This window comes from Pseudomonas palleroniana (assembly GCF_022836895.1).
Taxonomy (GTDB): domain Bacteria; phylum Pseudomonadota; class Gammaproteobacteria; order Pseudomonadales; family Pseudomonadaceae; genus Aquipseudomonas; species Aquipseudomonas palleroniana.
In genome coordinates this window covers 3,119,352-3,137,758 of the sequence record NZ_CP092411.1, presented here as the reverse complement: position 1 = coordinate 3,137,758, position 18,407 = coordinate 3,119,352, and the positions used below count along the sequence as shown (strand labels likewise).

The 18,407-nt window shown below is 60.6% G+C and carries 13 protein-coding genes; 7 read left to right on the top strand and 6 right to left on the bottom strand.

Annotated features, from left to right (window positions below):
* Nucleotides 1-101 precede the first annotated feature (101 nt).
* Nucleotides 102-4,901, top strand: coding sequence for an RHS repeat-associated core domain-containing protein (locus MJP36_RS14325; RefSeq protein WP_244385626.1), 4,800 nt, complete (start codon nucleotides 102-104; stop codon nucleotides 4,899-4,901).
* A gap of 25 nt (nucleotides 4,902-4,926) precedes the next feature.
* A complete protein-coding gene (locus MJP36_RS14320; RefSeq protein WP_305987652.1) occupies nucleotides 4,927-5,325 on the top strand; it encodes a hypothetical protein in 399 nt (132 codons plus the stop codon).
* Between the two features lie 208 nt (nucleotides 5,326-5,533).
* On the opposite strand, the gene MJP36_RS14315 is transcribed toward MJP36_RS14320, so the two are convergent.
* The 3 genes from MJP36_RS14315 to MJP36_RS14305 all read right to left on the bottom strand — a co-directional run bounded on the left by MJP36_RS14315 (nucleotide 5,534) and on the right by MJP36_RS14305 (nucleotide 8,584).
* On the bottom strand, nucleotides 5,534-6,763 hold the full coding sequence (locus MJP36_RS14315) for a M20/M25/M40 family metallo-hydrolase (protein WP_244383258.1): 1,230 nt from the start codon (nucleotides 6,761-6,763) through the stop codon (nucleotides 5,534-5,536).
* A gap of 48 nt (nucleotides 6,764-6,811) precedes the next feature.
* Nucleotides 6,812-7,870 (bottom strand): diguanylate cyclase, encoded by a 1,059-nt coding sequence (locus tag MJP36_RS14310; RefSeq protein WP_244383257.1) that lies wholly within the window; start codon nucleotides 7,868-7,870, stop codon nucleotides 6,812-6,814.
* 81 nt (nucleotides 7,871-7,951) lie between these two features.
* Nucleotides 7,952-8,584 carry a LysE family translocator gene (locus MJP36_RS14305; RefSeq protein ID WP_244383256.1) on the bottom strand — a complete coding sequence of 211 codons (633 nt, stop codon included), beginning with the start codon at nucleotides 8,582-8,584 and terminating at the stop codon, nucleotides 7,952-7,954.
* A gap of 191 nt (nucleotides 8,585-8,775) precedes the next feature.
* On the opposite strand from MJP36_RS14305, the gene MJP36_RS14300 reads away from it, so the two are divergent.
* The 3 genes from MJP36_RS14300 to MJP36_RS14290 all read left to right on the top strand — a co-directional run bounded on the left by MJP36_RS14300 (nucleotide 8,776) and on the right by MJP36_RS14290 (nucleotide 12,398).
* Entirely contained in the window at nucleotides 8,776-10,185 is a 1,410-nt protein-coding gene (locus MJP36_RS14300) for an aminotransferase-like domain-containing protein (RefSeq protein ID WP_161549617.1), read from the top strand.
* Nucleotides 10,186-10,356: 171 nt separating this feature from the next.
* Nucleotides 10,357-11,097, top strand: coding sequence for a response regulator (locus MJP36_RS14295; protein ID WP_060755575.1), 741 nt, complete (start codon nucleotides 10,357-10,359; stop codon nucleotides 11,095-11,097).
* A complete protein-coding gene (locus MJP36_RS14290; protein ID WP_244383255.1) occupies nucleotides 11,094-12,398 on the top strand; it encodes an ATP-binding protein in 1,305 nt (434 codons plus the stop codon). Before MJP36_RS14295 ends, MJP36_RS14290 begins: the two co-directional genes overlap by 4 nt.
* Here MJP36_RS14290 and MJP36_RS14285 read toward each other — a convergent pair whose 3' ends face one another.
* The gene (locus MJP36_RS14285) at nucleotides 12,399-12,869 is read right to left on the bottom strand and encodes an Lrp/AsnC family transcriptional regulator (protein WP_060755577.1); all 471 of its coding nucleotides are present in this window, start codon (nucleotides 12,867-12,869) and stop codon (nucleotides 12,399-12,401) included.
* 123 nt (nucleotides 12,870-12,992) lie between these two features.
* Here MJP36_RS14285 and MJP36_RS14280 point away from each other — a divergent pair, with 123 nt between their 5' ends.
* Both MJP36_RS14280 and MJP36_RS14275 read left to right on the top strand, forming a co-directional pair.
* Nucleotides 12,993-14,237 (top strand): methionine gamma-lyase, encoded by a 1,245-nt coding sequence (locus MJP36_RS14280; RefSeq protein WP_244383254.1) that lies wholly within the window; start codon nucleotides 12,993-12,995, stop codon nucleotides 14,235-14,237.
* Between the two features lie 162 nt (nucleotides 14,238-14,399).
* Complete coding sequence (locus MJP36_RS14275; protein WP_244383253.1) at nucleotides 14,400-15,074, top strand: helix-turn-helix transcriptional regulator; 675 nt, start codon at nucleotides 14,400-14,402, stop codon at nucleotides 15,072-15,074.
* A gap of 182 nt (nucleotides 15,075-15,256) precedes the next feature.
* Here the strand turns inward: MJP36_RS14275 and MJP36_RS14270 are convergent, their stop codons facing one another.
* Together MJP36_RS14270 and macA are read right to left on the bottom strand one after the other, a co-directional pair.
* Entirely contained in the window at nucleotides 15,257-17,215 is a 1,959-nt protein-coding gene (locus tag MJP36_RS14270; protein WP_244383252.1) for a MacB family efflux pump subunit, read from the bottom strand.
* A gap of 3 nt (nucleotides 17,216-17,218) precedes the next feature.
* Nucleotides 17,219-18,370: a macrolide transporter subunit MacA gene (macA, locus tag MJP36_RS14265; protein ID WP_060755581.1), complete on the bottom strand. Its 1,152-nt coding sequence runs from the start codon at nucleotides 18,368-18,370 to the stop codon at nucleotides 17,219-17,221.
* Nucleotides 18,371-18,407 lie beyond the last annotated feature (37 nt).

Genomic DNA, 18,407 nt, shown 5'->3' with positions numbered 1-18,407 from the left:
GAGGGATTGCCGATGTTTCTTTACGTTAGAACCCTGTCTTTCGGGGTTGCCTCTTGATCGCCGTGACCAGCCAGACCATCGGTCTGCTGGTATTGGCCGCCATGGATTCAAAGACCCGCGACGTCGAGTCGGTCATCAGCGACTTCAAGCGCTGCCTCAACCATTACGACGATTGGGCAGAGAGCTTTTTCAGCTTTTCGGCGCTCGAGATCGAGCAGGTCTTCAAGGTCGGCAATGAAGTGGCGCTCGTGGCGCCGATCAACCGCTCGATCCTGCCCAGCAGCACCGTCGCCACCTGCCAAGCCAACGGCACCCTGACCCTGGTGCATATGTTCCAGAGTTCGCGTTTCGTGCCGATTGGCAATACCCCGGTGATCGTGCAGCGCGTCGATCCTGACGGCGGGCCATTGGGCGAGCCGATTCATCACACCATCGGGCCCAGTGGCATTCTGGAAATCACCGAGTGTGATCGCAACCAGCAATACCGGGTCAACTTCTACCCCGATGTCTCCAAGGCGCACTTCAAGGCGTTGTACGCCTCGTATCAGTCGCTCATCGCACCGTTGGAAGACTGGCTGCGCGCAGAGTGGCACACGACTTTCAAGCCACTGTGGAAGGGTTACTCCGAAGCAAACTTCCTCAAGCGCTACCTGACATTGCACCACGCCTATGCCCGAGGCTTTGGTAACGCGCTCTACTCGCTCTGGGACGACCTCAAGCAGCTGTTTCAATGGTTGAGCGACCCCTTGGCCCATGCGGAAAAACTGCTGCACTACCTGTCCCAGGCTGAGTTCGAACAACTGCTGAAAGTCAGCACCGAGGCCCTCGCCAAAGGCCTGCTGGTGCTCAGCGATGAGCCACTGTTGTTTGTCTATCTGGCGGCCATGGTCAGTTGGATACGCATGCTGCCAGCGCCATACATGAACGAGTTGCTGGGGCAAATCAGCGCCGAGGTCCTGATCAATTTGTTGCTGTGCCGCGCCATAGGCGGGATGGGCCTGGCGATAGGCATGAGCACGAAGGTGCTGGGCGCGATCAAGTCCCGTCGTGCGCGGCGCTGGCTGGAACACATGGCTGGGCAATTCGGCAAATCTGGTGTGGATGATCACGTCGAGATGGCTAAGCCGGTTTTGCTCGGCAGCGCGCCGACGCCGATCAAAACGGTGCCGCCTGGGCCTTTGAAAGCTGGCGATCAGTTGGTTTCCAACCCCGTGTCGGCAGTGCGGGACAAGGCGACGCAGCGCACCGTACTGGTCAGGCAGGAGACTGTCGACGATGTGCCGGCCTCGGGGAAAAACCTCAACGGGGAGGCTTCGGCACCGGCGGACAAGACTGCCTCCCATGGCTGCCCGGTGTCGATGGTCACCGGCGAGGAGTTGCTGACGCTGACTGATGGCACGCTGGATGGCGTGTTGCCGTTTGAGTGGTCGCGGCTGTATCGCACCAGTGCCGTGGAGGTGGACTGTGGGTTGGGGTTTGGCTGGAGCCATGCGCTGGCGCATCGGCTTGTCGTTGATGGCGACTCGGTGGTGTGGACAGATCATGAAAACCGCTCTACTGAATTTCCACTGCCCAGCGCGTCGCGGCCCGCAATCACCAACAGCCTGGCCGAAGCGGCGATCTACCTGGGCGTTCTGCCCGATGAGTTAGTGCTGGCCCAGGCATCACGCTTCTACCACTTTTGCGACGGTGTGCTGACCGCCATCAGCGATGCGTACGACAACCGGCTGCGGATTCTGCGGGATCGCTCGGGGCGTATTGAGCGACTGGATAACGGCGTCGGCCGCTCGCTGTTTTTGCGCTATGAGCTTGAGCGCATTGTGGCAGTGGACTACCAGGTTCAGCGCGCCAAAGGTCATGAAGCCTTCACCTGGGTGACCGAACACAACGTTGTTTCCTACGCCTATGACGACGCTGGCCGACTGGTGTGTGCGACCAATGCCGTGGGTGAGCGCGAGGTTTATCGCTACGACGATCAGCACGTCATCCTTGAACGGCAGTTGGCCGGTGGCGCGAGTTTCTACTGGGAATGGGAACGGTCCGGCAAGGCGGCGCGCTGTGTCCGGCACTGGGCCAGCTTCTCGCAGATGGACGCGCGTTATGCCTGGGGTGACGACGGCCAGGTCACGGTGTTTAACGCCGATGGCAGCCAGGAAATCTACGTGCATGACCAGCGCGCACGGCTGGTACAGCGCATCGACCCGGACGGCGCCGAGCATTTCAAGTCCTACGACGACAAGGGCCGGCTGACGGTCGAGCAAGACCCATTGGGCGCGGTGACGGCCTATCAGTACGACGATGCCGGACGCTTGGTGGCGGTGTTTCCGGGGGATGACGAACCGACCTCCTACGAGCATGACAATGGCTTCGTACGCGTGGCGCGGCGCGGCCAGGCGGTCTGGAAATATGAGCGCAATGACCAGGGCGATGTGACACGTCGGACGGATCCCGCCGGGCACATCACCGACTACAGCTACAACCCATCCGGGCAACTGACGGGCGTCTGGTACCCCGATCACAGCTGTCATCGGCTGGTCTGGAATGAGCGCGGGCAGTTGCTGGAGGAGCAACTGCCCAATGGTGCCATCAAGCGTTATCGCTATGACGACGTTGGGCGGCAAGTGGCGCGTGAGGATGAACACGGCGCGCTGACCCAGTACCAGTGGGACAGCGTGGGCCGCCTGGTTCGCGTGGTCTTGCCGGGCGGTGCGTGTCGGGAATACAGCTACAACCCCTACGGAAAAATCACCGCCGAACGCGACGAACTCGGCCACGTCACCCGTTACGAATATGCCGACGGCCTGCACCTGATCAGCCGCCGCCTAAATGCCGACGGCACCCAGGTCAAGTACCGCTACGACAACGTGCGGCTGTTGCTCACCGCGATTGAAAACGAAGCCGGCGAAACCTATCAGCTTGATTACCACCCCAACGGCTTGATCCAGCAAGAGATTGGCTTTGACGGCCAGCGCACGGCGTATGCCTACGACCTCAACGGCAATCTGCTGGAAAAGACCGAACACGGCGACGATGGCAGTCAGCTGGTTACGCGTTATAAGCGCGACCACGCCGGGCGCCTCGTACGAAAAACCCTTGCCGATGGCAAGGTGGTTGAATACGCCTACGACCGCCAGGGCAACCTGCTCAGTGTCGACGACGGCCACTGGGCGCTGGCCTACGAATACGACGTCCAGAATCGCCTGACCGCCGAGCACCAAGGCTGGGGCACCCTGCGCTACGGCTATGATGCCTGTGGTCAGTTAAAACACCTGCGCCTGCCGGACAACAACCGTCTGGTGTTCAACCATGACAAAGGCGGTCACCTTTCCACGGTTGAACTCAACGGTGCGCTGCTCACCTCACACCTGTTTAAAAACGGTCGCGAACACCAACGCCAACAAGGCCAGTTGCTCAGCCACTACCACTACTACGACCAGCACCGCCTGCACGCCCACGCCATCACCCAGCAGGAACACATTCTCTACCAGCGCCAATACGACTACGACAAAACCGGCAACCTCACCCGCCTGCTCGACACCCGCAAGGGCCAGCACGACTACCACCACGACCCCCTCGCCCGCCTGACCCGCGCCAACCACTCGCAAGACGTACAGGAACGCTTCGGCCACGACCCGGCGGGCAACCTGCTGATGCAGAACCGCCCTGGTCCGGACATCGTTGCGGGCAATCGCCTGATGATCCAGGGCGATCATCACTATGACTACGACGCCTTCGGCAACCTCATCCGCGAACGACGCGGCGAAGGCCAGCAACTCGTCACCGAATACCGCTACGACTGCCAACACCGTTTGATTGGCCTCACCACACCCAACGGGCAAACCGCCCACTATCGCTACGACCCATTTGGGCGGCGCATCAGCAAAACCGTGGATGACACAACCACGGAGTTTTTCTGGCAAGGCGACAAGCTGATTGCCGAGCATCATGCGGAGCGCCATCGCAGCTACCTATACGAACCCGACAGCTTCCGCCCATTGGTTTTACTGGAAGGTTTTGGGCCGAAAGAAACAAAGCCCTACCACTACCAACTCGACCACCTCGGCACGCCGCAGGAACTGACCGATAACGAAGGCGAAATCGTCTGGTCCGCGCACTACCGTGCCTATGGCGAAATAGCCCGCCTTGATGTCGGCAAAATCGACAACCCATTGCGTTTTCAAGGCCAGTACTGCGACGCGGAAAGCGGGCTGCACTACAACCGCCATCGCTACTACAATCCGGATATTGGTCGCTACCTGACGCCGGATCCGGTGAAGCTGGCGGGTGGGATCAATGCGTACCAGTACGTGCCGAATCCTACGGGGTGGGTGGATCCGCTGGGGTTGAGCACGTGTCCTGGTGGGGATGGGTGCAAGCCTGACGCTCCCCCTATCCTTCCGATACCCAACGTTAATGAAGGCGCACCCGCTCTACCTCAACTGACGCGATCTGAGCGGCAGGCGAGAATAGATAAAATGGCCGAGGCAAATGCAAAACGACAAGTGCAAGCCTGGGAGCAGGAATACGATATGCATACGGTTGAAAAGCATGGCCCAGAGATATCAGACAACGCGTTAAAACAACGATCAATTGATGGAACAAATCCAACCACAGGGGAGAGAGGAACTATCAGCTCTAGCTCCCAATTTAAGTCTTGGAAAATGCAGCTCCACGCTATAAATAAGGCCATGGGTAGGATGCAGGGCGCTTCGCCATCTCCCACGGGATTTGACAGGAGAGGCAACCCGGTGGTCATAGTCGAGCTATCTGGAGCCGGACGAGGCTACAAACCTAATGGTGGGGACATAAACAACCCTAGGTACATTGAAAACCTGGAGCGCGCGGAAATTAGATTTGATAGAAACAACCCAACTCGACCTTTCACCGCATTCCCCAAGTGAGCAGACAATGCTGAAATGTCCATTCATGAATACCCCTTACATCCCTAACATCTCTCATATATTAGGGGCATTGTCGATATATGACATCGAGGAAACGGTTGGAAGAGAATTACGAAAATACAATCCTAACAATGAGAAGGATAGGAAAAAAATTATAATTTCTTATATCTTGAAAGACCTCATGTACCTGTCATACAGACATCGTTTCTTATTGATGTCTGCTCTCAGGGATGCACTAGACAACACCGAATTCGACTTTTCGAAAGAGTTCGAAAATGACTACGACGAATACATAACGATGGCCTGGGACGAAACAGAAATAGCTGACCCTCGAGGCTTCTTCGCAGACATATATCGACTAGCCAACGAAGTCTGGAAAGACGACCTCCAAAAAGCCAGCCTCGAAGACCCATCAACTTGGTAACACCGCACCGCTCTGCAACGCGACACCGCCTTCTGTGGCGAGCGAGCTTGCTCGCGCTGGGCCGCGAAGCGGCCCCCAGGTCCGGCGACGGGTGTTTTCAGTTAGATGGGTAGTGTCTATTTTGGGGCTGCTGTGCAGCCCAGCGCGAGCAAGCTCGCTCGCCACAAAAAAGGGGGGCGATCATCATCTCGATAATGCCCCACCCCAATCACCGCTTCGACAGCTCCATAATCATCCGGCTCAACAAATAAACCCGAGGCACTACGCTCTCCACCTCCGCGTACTCTTCCGGCGTGTGAATATTGCCGCCCACTATCCCGAACCCATCCAGCGTCGGCGTGCCCACACCCGCTGACAAGCTCGCATCCGCCGCGCCGCCGCTGCCTTCAATGGTCAAGGTCTTGCCTAACTCGCCGTAGATGCCTTGGGCAATCGCCACCAGTTTGTCCGACTCCGGCGTTTGCGGCATGGGTGGCAAACCACGGTGCAGGCTGGTGGTCACTTCGGTGTCGGGGATCAGTTTGTTGGCCGACACTCGCGCCAGGTCTTTCTCGATGCGATCAAACTCTTCCGGTAACGCCGCGCGGACGTCGGCCTTGGCGGTGGCTTGGTCGGGGATCACGTTGACGCGGTCACCGGCCTTGAGCACGGTGAAGTTGATGGTGGTTTTCTTCTCTTCATCGCCCAGCTTGCCCAGTTGCAGGATCTGGTGCGCGGCTTCCATGGCCGCATTGCGGCCCAGTTCCGGGGCGACGCCGGCGTGGGCGGCTTTGCCTTTGACTTCGACGACGGCGGTGGCGCTGCCTTTGCGCCACACCACCAGGCCGTCCGCAGGGCGGCCGGGTTCGAGGTTCAAGGTCACGTCGTGCGCCTTGGCGGTTTTGCGGATCAGCTCGGAGGCCGCTTCTGAACCGGTTTCTTCGCTGGCGTCGAGCAGGAAGGTGATTTGCGCGTAGTCCTTGAAGCCCTGGTTTTTCAGGACCTTGAGCGCATAGATACCGGCGACGATGCCGCCCTTGTCATCCATCACGCCGGGGCCATAGGCGCGGCCGTCCTTGATGTGAAACGGGCGCTCGGCGGCCGAGCCTTCCTTGAAGACGGTGTCCATATGGGCCATCAGCAAAATCCTGGCCTTGCCGGTGCCCTTGAGGGTGGCGACCACATGGCTGTTGTTGGCGGCTTTGTCCGGTACCAAATCAATGCTGAAACCGAGCTGTTTCAGTTCATCCACCGCAATGTCGCGCACTTGGGTCAGGCCCGGCTCGTAGCCTGAGCCCGAGTCGATATTCACCAGGCGCTCCAGCAATTTCAAGGCTGGGGCCTTGGACTGTTCGGCATCCGCCTGGATCTGTTTGTGGGGTTCGGCACTGTAGGCCGGCACGACGACGGACAAGGCCAGGGTCGCGGCCAAAAGGGTACGGGGGAAAGTAAAAAGCATTGAACCGATCCTTGTTTTTGTTGAGAGGGGCCGCGTTACCCTACCCCACTAAACTGATCGCAACAAACTCCCCTGGGCCGAACTGACGCGGTTACGCCCACTGCTTTTGGCCTCGTATAACGCAAGGTCAGCGTCGTTGAGCCAACTCAGCGAATCGGCGTGGCTCGGTTGATACGGCGCCAGGCCGATGCTCAAACTGGCGCGCAAGGTGGGATCCTGGGCGTACACCAAGGCGTTGAAGCGATCGCGCAGGGCCTCCATCATTTCGGTGGCATGGTCGAGCGGCATGCCCGGCAGGATCACGCAGAACTCATCGCCGCCATAACGCCCGGCCAGGTCGGTGATGCGCAAGCTTTGGCGCAACACTTTGCTCAGTTGGCGCAGCACGATGTCACCGGTCACATGGCCGTAGGTGTCGTTGATGGTCTTGAAGTGATCGATATCGATCAGGGCGATCGCCGCGCCGGCCGGACCACGACGGCACCGTTGAAATTCGATTTCGAGGTGATCTTTCCAGGCGCCGTGGTTGAGCAGGCCGGACAGGCTGTCGGTGCGGCTCAGGGCGAGCAGTTCGCGCTTGTGCCGCGCCAGGGTTACGGCCTGGCGATAGCAGATCCAGCCCAGGACCAGGGGATACACCGTCAGGATCGGCAGGCAGGCGTAGAGTTGCGCCTGGCTGGTCACGGCAATGAACGCCGGCGTGAACAACAGCAGGGACACGCCAATGCCGAGCGCTTGCGCCACCCAACCCATGAGCATGAAACGCGATCCGCCGATGGCGACGTTGTTCATGGTCATCATCGACAGCGTGGTGACGCTGGGCAATGGGTTGAAGTGCATCGCACCGACCCAGAAGCCCCCGCAAAAGGAATCGAACAGCAGATTGCGTCGCTCACTGCGCAACGAATTGCTCGCACGCCGCGAGCTTTGATAGGCCAGGTGCGGCCACACAAACGCGTTGATCAGCATCCAGGCCCAGACCCAGGCGGATGGGTGCAACGGGTACATGGCAAACACCACGCACACAAAGCCGAGCGTCAGCCCCAATGCACGGGATTTGTATAGGCGCGAAGCGAGCGGAAGTCCCTTTCCTCCGGCGGCTGGCATGGTGTGGGTGTAATCCAGGCTAAGTGCCTGGAGTCTATCAGGGCAGAGTCAAATCGCCACTACCGCTTATGGGCTAATACTTCAGTGCGAAAACCCGCGTGCCAACATCCACGCAACCCCCACCAGCATCAGCGCCGTGCAACGCTGTAGCAGCACTCGATGCCTGGGGTTTTCCAGCACGCCCTTGATGCGTTGGCCGAAGTAGCCATACAGGCAGCCACTGGCAAATTGCAGCAGCAGGAAGGTCAGGCCCAGGATCGCGATATCCGCCATAGAGCTGTGTTCCCCTGCCCCGGCAAACTGCGGGAACACCGCGCTGAACAGAATAAGCGTCTTGGGGTTGGAAAACCCGGTCAACAACCCCTTGCCGAACAGGCTGCGCGAACTTTCCGGGGCGCCACCCTGAGCGATGATTCCGCCGGTGCTGGTCCATTGTCTGTAGGCCAGGTAAAGGATGTAGGCCACGCCGATAACCTGGAGGGTCTGCGTAATGACAACGTTGCCCTTGATCAACTGTGAAAAGCCCACGGCAAAGATCAGGATCGAAATCAGGTACGCCACACTGGCGCCGACCTGCGCCGGGATCGAACGACGCAGGCCGTCCCTCAGGCCCAGGCTCAACAGCAGCAAGGTCATGGGGCCGGGGCTGAAGGTCATGGTGGCGCAAAACACCAGGAAATAGAGAAACGAAGACAGGGTTAACGCACTGGTCATGGTCAGGGGGCCTTGGAGGGGGTAGCAAAGAGATTTGGGCGTCGTCGCCAGCCGGGCCGGCGTTACACCCACGACCAACAGCGGCGCCTGGCGCGCAGTCTAGGCCAGCGTCATTGCACAAGGCAGGTAAAGTGGTGTCTAATCCGGCCTGACTTCACCGGTAAAATCACCGGTAAACACCAGGAAGGTTTATGTTCATATCCGCCATCGCCTTTGTGGAAGGCACGCCGAAGGTTCAGCAGATCGTCGAGGCGTTCAGCCAGGCCATCGAAGGTGGCGAGTGGGCGCCCGGCAGCAAGTTGCCGTCGGTACGCGAATTGACCCAGGTGCTGGGCGTCAGCAAGTTCACCCTGAATGAGGCGTTGGACCGCCTGCGCGGGCGCAACCTGCTGACGTCCAGCCAGGGCCGTGGCTACTTCGTCGCGATGGAAACCGCCCGGCCGGCGTCGGTGGCCTGGGTTGATCTGTTGCCCCAGGACTTGCTCAGCGTATTGCGACGCCCCTTGGCCAACGCCGACAGCGAACTGCGCCCGGGCAGTGGGCACTTGCCGGAAGACTGGTTGAACACCGAAGCCATCCGCCAGGCCCTGCGCAGCGTGGTGCGCGCGCCCTCACTGCGGATCGCCGGGCTGGGGACGCCGGCGGGCTTGTTGCCGTTGCGCCAGGCCCTGCAACAAAAGCTGCACAGCGACGGCCTGTCGGTGCCGGTGGAACAGATCATCACCACCCCCAACACCGTGCAGGGCCTGGACATGCTCATGCGCCTGCTGGCCCGCCCCGGCGACACCGTGCTACTGGACGCGCCGTGCTACTTCAACTTCCACGCCAACCTGGCTCTGCATGGGGTCAAGGTGGTGACGATCGAGCGTCGCCCCGACGGTCTGGACTTCACCGCACTCGAGCAATTGCTCGCCGAACACCGGCCCAGCCTGTACCTCACCACCAGCGTGCTGCAAAACCCCACCGGTCACTCCTTCAGCCCCAGCCAGGCGTTTCGCCTGCTGCAACTGACCCGGCAGTACCACTGCCACATCATCGAGGATGACCTCTACGGCGACCTGCATCCCAACCCTCCCCCGCGCCTGGCGGCCCTGGCCGGGTTGGACCAGGTCACTTACCTGTCAGGCTTCTCGAAAATCCTCAGTGCCAACACCCGCGTCAGCTACGTGGTGGCCGCCCCGCAACTGGCGGCCAACCTGACGCATATGAAATTGATGAGCGGCGGCGTCACCTCCGAACTGTTCGAGCACGTGGTGTACCGCATGCTCAGCGAAGGCAGCTATGCCCGGCACCGCAAACGCACGGTGCAGCGCCTGCAGGAAGCCGGCGGACGAGTCGAGCAATGGCTTAAGCGCTGTGGCTGCGAACCGGCGATGGCTTATGAGGGTGGGATGTTCATCTGGGCGCGCCTGCCTGCGGGAGTGAATGCCGAGCAACTGGCCCAGGCGGCGTTGAAACACAGCATGGCGTTGGCACCGGGCGCACTGTTCGGCTATGACCCGGCCAACGGCGATTCGATGCGTTTCAATGTGGCCCATACCGATGAGCCACGGGTTCAGCGGTTATTCGAGACCTTGCTGCTCAAGGCCGTGGGCAGGTGAACAGGCCGTAGAAGCTCAACGAGGTGCCCTTGACGTCAAACATCATCCGGCTGTTTTTTGCCTCGTCGTGTATCTACTTATCGCCAGATACAGTGCAATACAAAGGGCACAAGGCAACGGCGCCCATAATGGCTAGACTGCGCGGCAATCACATTTTTTGAGGAACGCAGCATGGAGCATGTCGATCACATCCTGATCGTCGATGACGACCGCGAGATCCGCGAGCTGGTGGGCAATTACCTGAAGAAAAACGGCATGCGCACCACCGTGGTCGCCGATGGCCGCCAGATGCGCAGCTTCCTCGACACCACCCCCGTGGACCTGATCGTGCTGGATATCATGATGCCCGGCGACGACGGGCTGCTGCTGTGCCGCGAGCTGCGGGTGGGCAAGCACAAGGCGACGCCGGTGCTGATGCTCACGGCGCGCAACGACGAAACCGACCGCATCATCGGCCTGGAAATGGGCGCCGATGATTACCTGGTCAAACCCTTTGCCGCCCGTGAGTTGCTGGCGCGGATCAACGCCGTGTTGCGCCGTACGCGGATGTTGCCGCCCAACCTGGTGGTCAGCGAAACCGGCCGTTTGATTCGTTTTGGCCGCTGGCGCCTGGACACCACCGCCCGCCACCTGCTGGATGAAGACGACACGTTGGTAGCCCTGAGCGGCGCGGAATACCGGTTGCTGCGGGTGTTCCTCGACCACCCTCAGCGCGTGCTCAACCGCGACCAGTTGCTGAACCTGACCCAGGGCCGTGACGCGGACCTGTTCGACCGCTCCATCGACCTGCTGGTCAGCCGCCTGCGCCAACGCCTGCTGGATGATGCCCGCGAACCGGCCTACATCAAGACCGTGCGCAGCGAGGGCTATGTGTTTTCCCTGCCGGTGGAAATTCTCGGGGCCGCGCCATGAAGTGGCGGTTGGGTTGGCCACGCACGCTGGCGTCGCAGTTGTCCCTGATCTTCTTGATCAGCCTGCTGTGTGCCCATGGCTTGTCGTTCAGTGCGCAGTTCTACGAGCGCTACATCAGCGCCCGCACCGTTATGCTCGGCAACCTGGAAAACGATGTGTCGACCTCGGTGGCTATCCTCGACCGCTTGCCCGCCAACGAACGCGCAAGCTGGCTGCCACGCCTCGACCGGCAGAATTACCGCTACCTGCTCGATGCCGGCGAAACCGGCGAACCGCTGAGCAACGATGACGTGCCCATGGCGGCAACCTCGATCGCCAGCGCCCTGGGTGAGCGCTATGCCCTGACCTTTCGTGACCTACCCGGCCTGCGCAAGCATTTCCAGGCCCACTTGACCTTGGCCGATGGCAGCCCGATCACCATTGATGTGCGCCCCGCCGCCCAGCCGGTCGCTTATTGGTTACCGGCGGTGCTGGTGCTGCAACTGGCGCTGCTGCTCGGCTGCACCTGGATCGCCGTGCGCCTGGCCATCCGCCCGCTGACGCGCCTGGCCCGCGCCGTGGAAACCCTCGACCCGAACGCCCATCCCACGCCCCTGGACGAAAAAGGCCCCACCGAAGTGGCCCACGCGGCGGTGGCGTTCAATCAAATGCAACAGCGCATTGCCGAATACCTCAAGGAACGCATGCAGATCCTCGCGGCGATTTCCCATGACCTGCAAACGCCAATTACCCGCATGAAGCTGCGCGCCGAGTTCATGGAGGACTCAGTCGACCGCGACAAACTGTGGAACGACCTGGGGGAAATGGAGCATCTGGTGCGTGAAGGCGTGGCCTACGCCCGCAGCGTCCACGGCGCCACCGAAGCCAGCCACCGCATCGACCTGGATGCGTTCCTGGACAGCCTGGTGTTTGATTACCAGGACATGCATAAAAACGTCAGCCTCAGCGGTAAAAGCGCGGTGCTGCTGGACACTCGCCCCCACGCCCTGCGCCGGGTGCTGGTGAACCTGGTGGACAATGCGCTGAAATTCGCCGGCAGCGCCGAACTGCAGGTGAGTTCGACGGCCAACGGCGAATGCTCGCTCAAGGTGCTGGACCGCGGCCCCGGTATCGCCGAGGAAGAACTGATGCAAGTGATGCAGCCGTTCTATCGGGTGGAAAGCTCACGTAACCGTGGCACCGGTGGCACCGGGTTGGGGCTGGCGATTGCGCAGCAATTGGCCGTGGCGATTGGCGGGTCACTGACCCTGAGCAATCGCGAGGGCGGCGGTTTGTGTGCCGAGGTGCGCATAACGCTCTGATCAACCCGGCAACGGAATCACCCGCAACGGCCTGACCGACTTGTAGGAAAAACTCGAATAGATCTCTTTGACACAGGGCAGCGTCTGCAAGACCTCCCTGGCAAACTCGCCAAACGACTCCAGGTCCTTGGCCACCACTTCCAGCAGAAAGTCATAGCGCCCGGACACGTTATGGCACGCCACGATTTCCGGAATTTCCAACAGCCGTTTCTCGAACGCCCGGGCAATGTCCTGGGTGTGGCTCTCCATCATGATGCTGACAAACGCCGTCACCCCATACCCCAGCGCCTTGGGCGACAAAATCGCCTGGTAGCCGCTGATCACACCGCTGTCTTCCAGGTTTCTGACCCGTCGCCAACAAGGCGAGGTCGTCAGGGCCACCCGGTCGGCCAGTTCGGCGACGGTCAGGCGGGCATTGCCTTGCAACGCGTTTAAAAGGGCTTTGTCGGTACGGTCCAGACGGATGGGCATAACGTGCCTCTGATCATTATTTTTATAGGTTTTTCATCCCTTGACGCGGGATTTGTCGGCAAATTTGGCAACGTTCATCTGCGGTTATGAGCATAGCATTGTAGGAAATAAGGAGCGCTTGAGATGAACAATAAACACCCTGCCTTCGGATTTTCCACCCGCGCCATCCACCACGGCTATGACCCCAAGGACCACCATGGGGCCCTGGTGCCGCCGATCTACCTGTCTGCCACGTTCGCCTTCCCCACGGCCGAATATGGCGCCGCCTGCTTCGCCGGAGAAGCGAACGGCCATTTCTATACGCGTATTTCCAACCCTACCCTGGCTCTGCTCGAGTCGCGCATGGCCACCCTGGAGAACGGCGAGGCTGCAGTTGCATTCAGCTCCGGCATGGGCGCCATTGCCGCAACGTTCTGGACCCTGCTGCGTCCAGGCGATGAAGTCATCGTCAGCCGGACGCTCTACGGCTGCACCTTCGCCCTGCTGCACCACGGCATCGGCGAGTTCGGCATCAAGGTGCGCCATGTCGACCTGACCGACCTGGCCGCCCTTCGCACGGCACTGTCCCCTGCCACCCGCATGATCTATTGCGAGACCCCGGCCAACCCGACCCTGCAATTGGTCGACATCGCCGCCGTGGCGCAACTCGCCCATGAGCAGCCGAATGTCACCCTGGTGGTCGACAACACCTACTGCACGCCCTACCTGCAACGGCCCCTGGAATTGGGCGCCGACGTGGTCGTGCATTCGGCCACCAAATACCTCAGTGGGCACGGCGACATTACCGCCGGCGTGGCGGTGAGCAGCCACGCCTTGGCGCAACGCATTCGCCTGCAAGGGCTCAAGGACCTGACCGGCGCAGTGATGTCTCCACAGGATGCATCGCTGTTGATGCGCGGTCTCAAGACCCTGGCCCTGCGTATGGAACGCCATTGCAGCAGCGCCCAGACGGTGGCCGAAGCCTTGCAGGCGCACCCTGCCGTGCAGTGGGTGACTTACCCTGGGCTGCGCTCTTTCCCACAGTACGAATTGGCGACGCGCCAGATGAAAATGGCCGGCGGCATGATCGCGTTTGAACTCAAGGGCGGGATAGAGACCGGTCGGCGCTTCATGAACGCGCTCAAGCTGTTTACCCGCGCGGTCAGCCTGGGCGATGCGGAATCACTGGCCCAGCATCCCGCGAGCATGACCCATTCCACCTATACCCCGGAAGAACGTGCACACCACGGTATCAGTGAAGGTCTGGTGCGTTTGTCGGTGGGGCTCGAGGACGTCGCCGACCTGTTGGCCGATGTGCAACAAGCCTTGGCCAAATGCATGCGCGAGACGACCCGCCGGCCCTCGACCGTCGAACATGCCCTGAAATAAGTCCCAAGCTCGGCGTTATCCTTTCCCACAAACGGTGGTCGGACTGGTCCGACCGCCGTTATGCGTTTTAATCTGATTTTTTACCGATTGGATCCCCATCCCTGCGTCAGGCTGTACTAGCATAAGGCCAAATATCTGCACCTGAAATTCATGGATGAATGGATGAACTCACACCTGTTCCCACAGATAGGCAAGGTCATCGCCAGCACTGGCAGTCGCCATTTCCCACGCTTGCTGCATGACCTTATCCGTACCCAACTGGCAGTGGACGCCAGCCATATCAAGCAGTTGCAGGTCAGTTGCACCGGGCACGCCCACCGTGAGATCAACCCGGTCTACACCGATTCGGTGGTGACCCTGGACCCCGAGCAACCTGCCGCCCAGTTGCACCTGACGCATTGCAAGGACAATGTGCGTTACGTGCTGTCGGTGTATCGCGGCCAGCAATCCGAAAACTTTTCGCCGCAAGAACGCAGCCTGCTGCGGGATTTTTCCACCCTGCTGCTGCCGATGGTAGAAAAACACATCACGGCGATACATCCCTGCCGCCAGGACGGCGAGCCGCCGCTAACGGATAACCAGGGCCTCGAAGCCTTGCGTCAACGCATCCAGGAGCGCCTGGTGCAAGCGGGGCTGAAGCTGTCCAAGCGTGAGCTGGAAGTCTGTGTCGGCCTGCTGGCCGGGCGCACCGCGCGCGAACTGGCGGAACAATTGGCGCTGAAGGTCAACACCATCGAGAGCTACCTGAAGCGGGCGGCGATCAAGCTGGGGATCAGTGGACGGCACTCATTGTTGCGATGGATGTACGCCACCGACGATGTACCGCTCCCAGAATAAACAGGGCGGGCAAACCCTGATGCCTGTCGGTTAATCGATAGAACGGACGACGACTAACTTGTGGCGAGGGAGCTTGCTCCCGCTGGACTGCGTAGCAGGCCCAGTCTTTTCAAACCAAAAGCCGGGGCCGCTTCGCGGCCCAGCGGGAGCAAGCTCCCTCGCCACATGAGTGAGAGGCACAATCAGTCGCGGGCCAGTGCTTCGATCGGGTCCAGTCGCGCCGCATTTCGCGCCGGTACGAAGCCGAACACAATGCCGATCAGCGTCGAACAGGCAAACGCGGTGATGATCGAGCCCAGGGAGAACACCATCTCCCACTCCTTCACGAACAGCGAAAACAGATAGCCGATCGCGTAGGACAGCGAAATCCCGATCACCCCACCGATCAGGCACACCATCACCGCCTCCACCAGAAACTGCTGGCGGATATCCGACTGCCGTGCGCCCACGGCCATGCGGATACCGATCTCGCGGGTACGCTCGGTGACGGACACCAGCATGATGTTCATCACGCCGATCCCCCCCACCAATAACGAAATGACGGCGATCAGCGACAACAGCAACGCCAGGGAACGGCTGGTTTTTTGCACCGTCTGCATGATGCTGTCGAGGTTGTTGGTGAAGAAGTCCTTGGTGCCGTGACGTTGCAGCATGAGTTTATTGACGCTGTCTTCGACCACCTTGCTCGGCTGGCCATCCTTGATGCGCACAGTGATGCTGTCCAGGTGGCGCTGGCCCAACACGCGGCCCGCCGCCGTTTCATAAGGCACCCACACATTCAGCGCTTTGCTGGCGGCGAACATATTTTTATTGTCGGCGGTGACCCCGATCACCGTACACGGCAGCTTGCCCACCAGGATCACCTGGCCCAGCGGGTCAATATTCGGCCCGAACAAACGCTGACGCGTGTTGTGGTCGATGACCACCACTTGCGCCTGGCGTCGCGCATCATTTTCGCTGAAGGCAATCCCGGCTTCGAGCTTCAAGCCCTTGACCTTGAAATAGCGCTCACTCACGCCATTGACCTGCGCATCCACGTCGATGTTGCCAAAGCGCAGCAACAGGTTGCGGCCCACCACCGGCGTGGCACTGTCGACGTAATACAGCTGGTTCAACGCCTCCACATCCGACGGCATCAAGGTCTCGATGGCCGACGCGCGGCTGTCACCAAAACTGGTACCGGAGAAGATATCGATGGTGTTGCTGCCGATCGCCTGGATGTCCTTGAGGACATAGCGTTTGGCACCCTCGCCGATCGCCGAGATCGACACCACCGACGTAATGCCGATGACGATCCCGAGCATGGTCAACAAAGTCCGCATGCGATGGGAAATCAGCGCGACCCAGGCCATGTTGAACGCTTCCTTGAACAGCCCCAGGCTTGCCACCAAGCGGCGTGCGCCGCTGCGTCTGGGTTCGATGGGCGCTTCGCTGGGCAAGTCCAGGCCGACACGTTCGTTAGCCTGGTCGCTGACGATTTCGCCGTCGCACACCTCGACGATACGCTGGGCATTCGCCGCCACCTTGGGGTCATGGGTGACGATGATCACCGTATGCCCGGCGGCGTGCAGCTCAGTGAGGATACGCATCACCTCTTTACCGCTATGGGAATCGAGTGCCCCGGTGGGCTCGTCGGCGAGAATCACTTCGCCGCCATTCATCAAGGCCCGCGCAATACTCACCCGCTGCTGTTGCCCGCCGGACAACTGGCTCGGCCGGTGACTGATGTGCCCCGACAGCCCCAGGCGCGCCAGCAACTCCCGAGCCCGGCTGTGCCTTGCGGTTTGCGGCGTACCGGCGTAGATCGCCGGCATTTCCACGTTGTGCAAGGCACTCAAATGCGCCAGCAAGTGGTAGCGCTGGAAGATGAAACCAAAGTAATCCCGACGCAGCTCCGCCAGTTGCTCATCCCCCAGGGAGCGGGTTTCGATGCCGTTGATCTTGTAGCTGCCGGCCGTGGCGTAATCCAGCCCGCCGAGGATATTCATCAGCGTGGATTTGCCCGACCCCGAGGCGCCGATGATCGCGACCATTTCCCCGGCCTGGATCGTCAGATCGATGCCCTTGAGCGCAACGAACTCACGCTCGCCGGCCATGAAACTGCGAGTGATGCCCTTGAGCTCCAACAGCGGCTGAGCCATGCGTCAGCTCCCTGCCACGGCAGGGGTCGCATCGCCGATCACGACTTTATCGCCCTCGGCCAGGCCCTCGAGGATCTGCACCTTGACGTTGTTGTTGATGCCGGTCTTCACCTCACGGGGCACCGCCTGGCCCTTGGCATCCAGTACCCGCAGCGTATAGCGGCCATCGGGGCTGCGCGCACCGAGTGCCGCCACCGGCACCAGCAACGCAGCCTGGGCGGTGTCGAGCACGATGCGTACCTGGGCGGTCATGGAGATGCGCAGGCGATGGTCGGGGTTGGGCACCTCGAACAACGCGTTGTAGAACACCGCGGTGTTCTGCTTCGACGTGCCCGCGGCCTGGGTTTCCAGGAAGTTCTGCGGCGCCGGCTCCGTGCCGCGCAGCTTGGCGTAGTAGCGTTTTTCAGGCTCACCGAGGATGGTGAAATACACCGGCTGGCCGCTGCCGATATGAATCACATCGGCTTCCGACACCTGAGCCTTGACGGTCATGGTGTCCAGGTCCGCCAGCTTGAGCAGCACCGGCGCCAGTTGGTTGGCGATCACGGTCTGGCCTTCCTGGGTGACGATCCCCACCACGTCGCCATCGATGGGCGCGACAATGCGCGTATAGGCCAGGTTGACCTTGGCGGTGTCGATCTGGATCTGCGCGCTGTTGATCTGCGCATCCAGGGACACCAGGTTGGCCTGCTGCACCTGGAAGTTCGACTCGGCGTTCTCGAAATCCTGGCGCGACACCGACGCGTCGCTCTGCAAGTCCTTGTAGCGTTCATACACCGACTTGGCTTGCTTGAGCTGGGCCGCCGTGGCCCGGCGTTGGGCCTGCAGGTTTTCTTCATCCACCTGGGCTTTGCGCAGGGTGTTTTGCAGGATCAACGGGTCGATTTCGGCAAGCCACTGGCCCTTCTTGACCTTGTCGCCGACCTTGACCTTGAGCGACTTCAACTGCCCGGAAACCTGGGCGCCGACATCGACCTGCTTGACCCCTTCCAACAGGCCGGTGGCCAACACGGCATTTTCAATATCACCGCGTTCGGCGGGCGCGGTGAGGTATTGCGGGGCGTCGGCGGGCGCTTGCACCGTGTAGATGACCAATGCCGCCGCGACAACCAGCGCCAGGCCGAAGCCGACTTTGCGAAACTTTGACTTTTGCATAAATGACCCTAAAGCAGTGATGAGGTCCGTTCTAAAG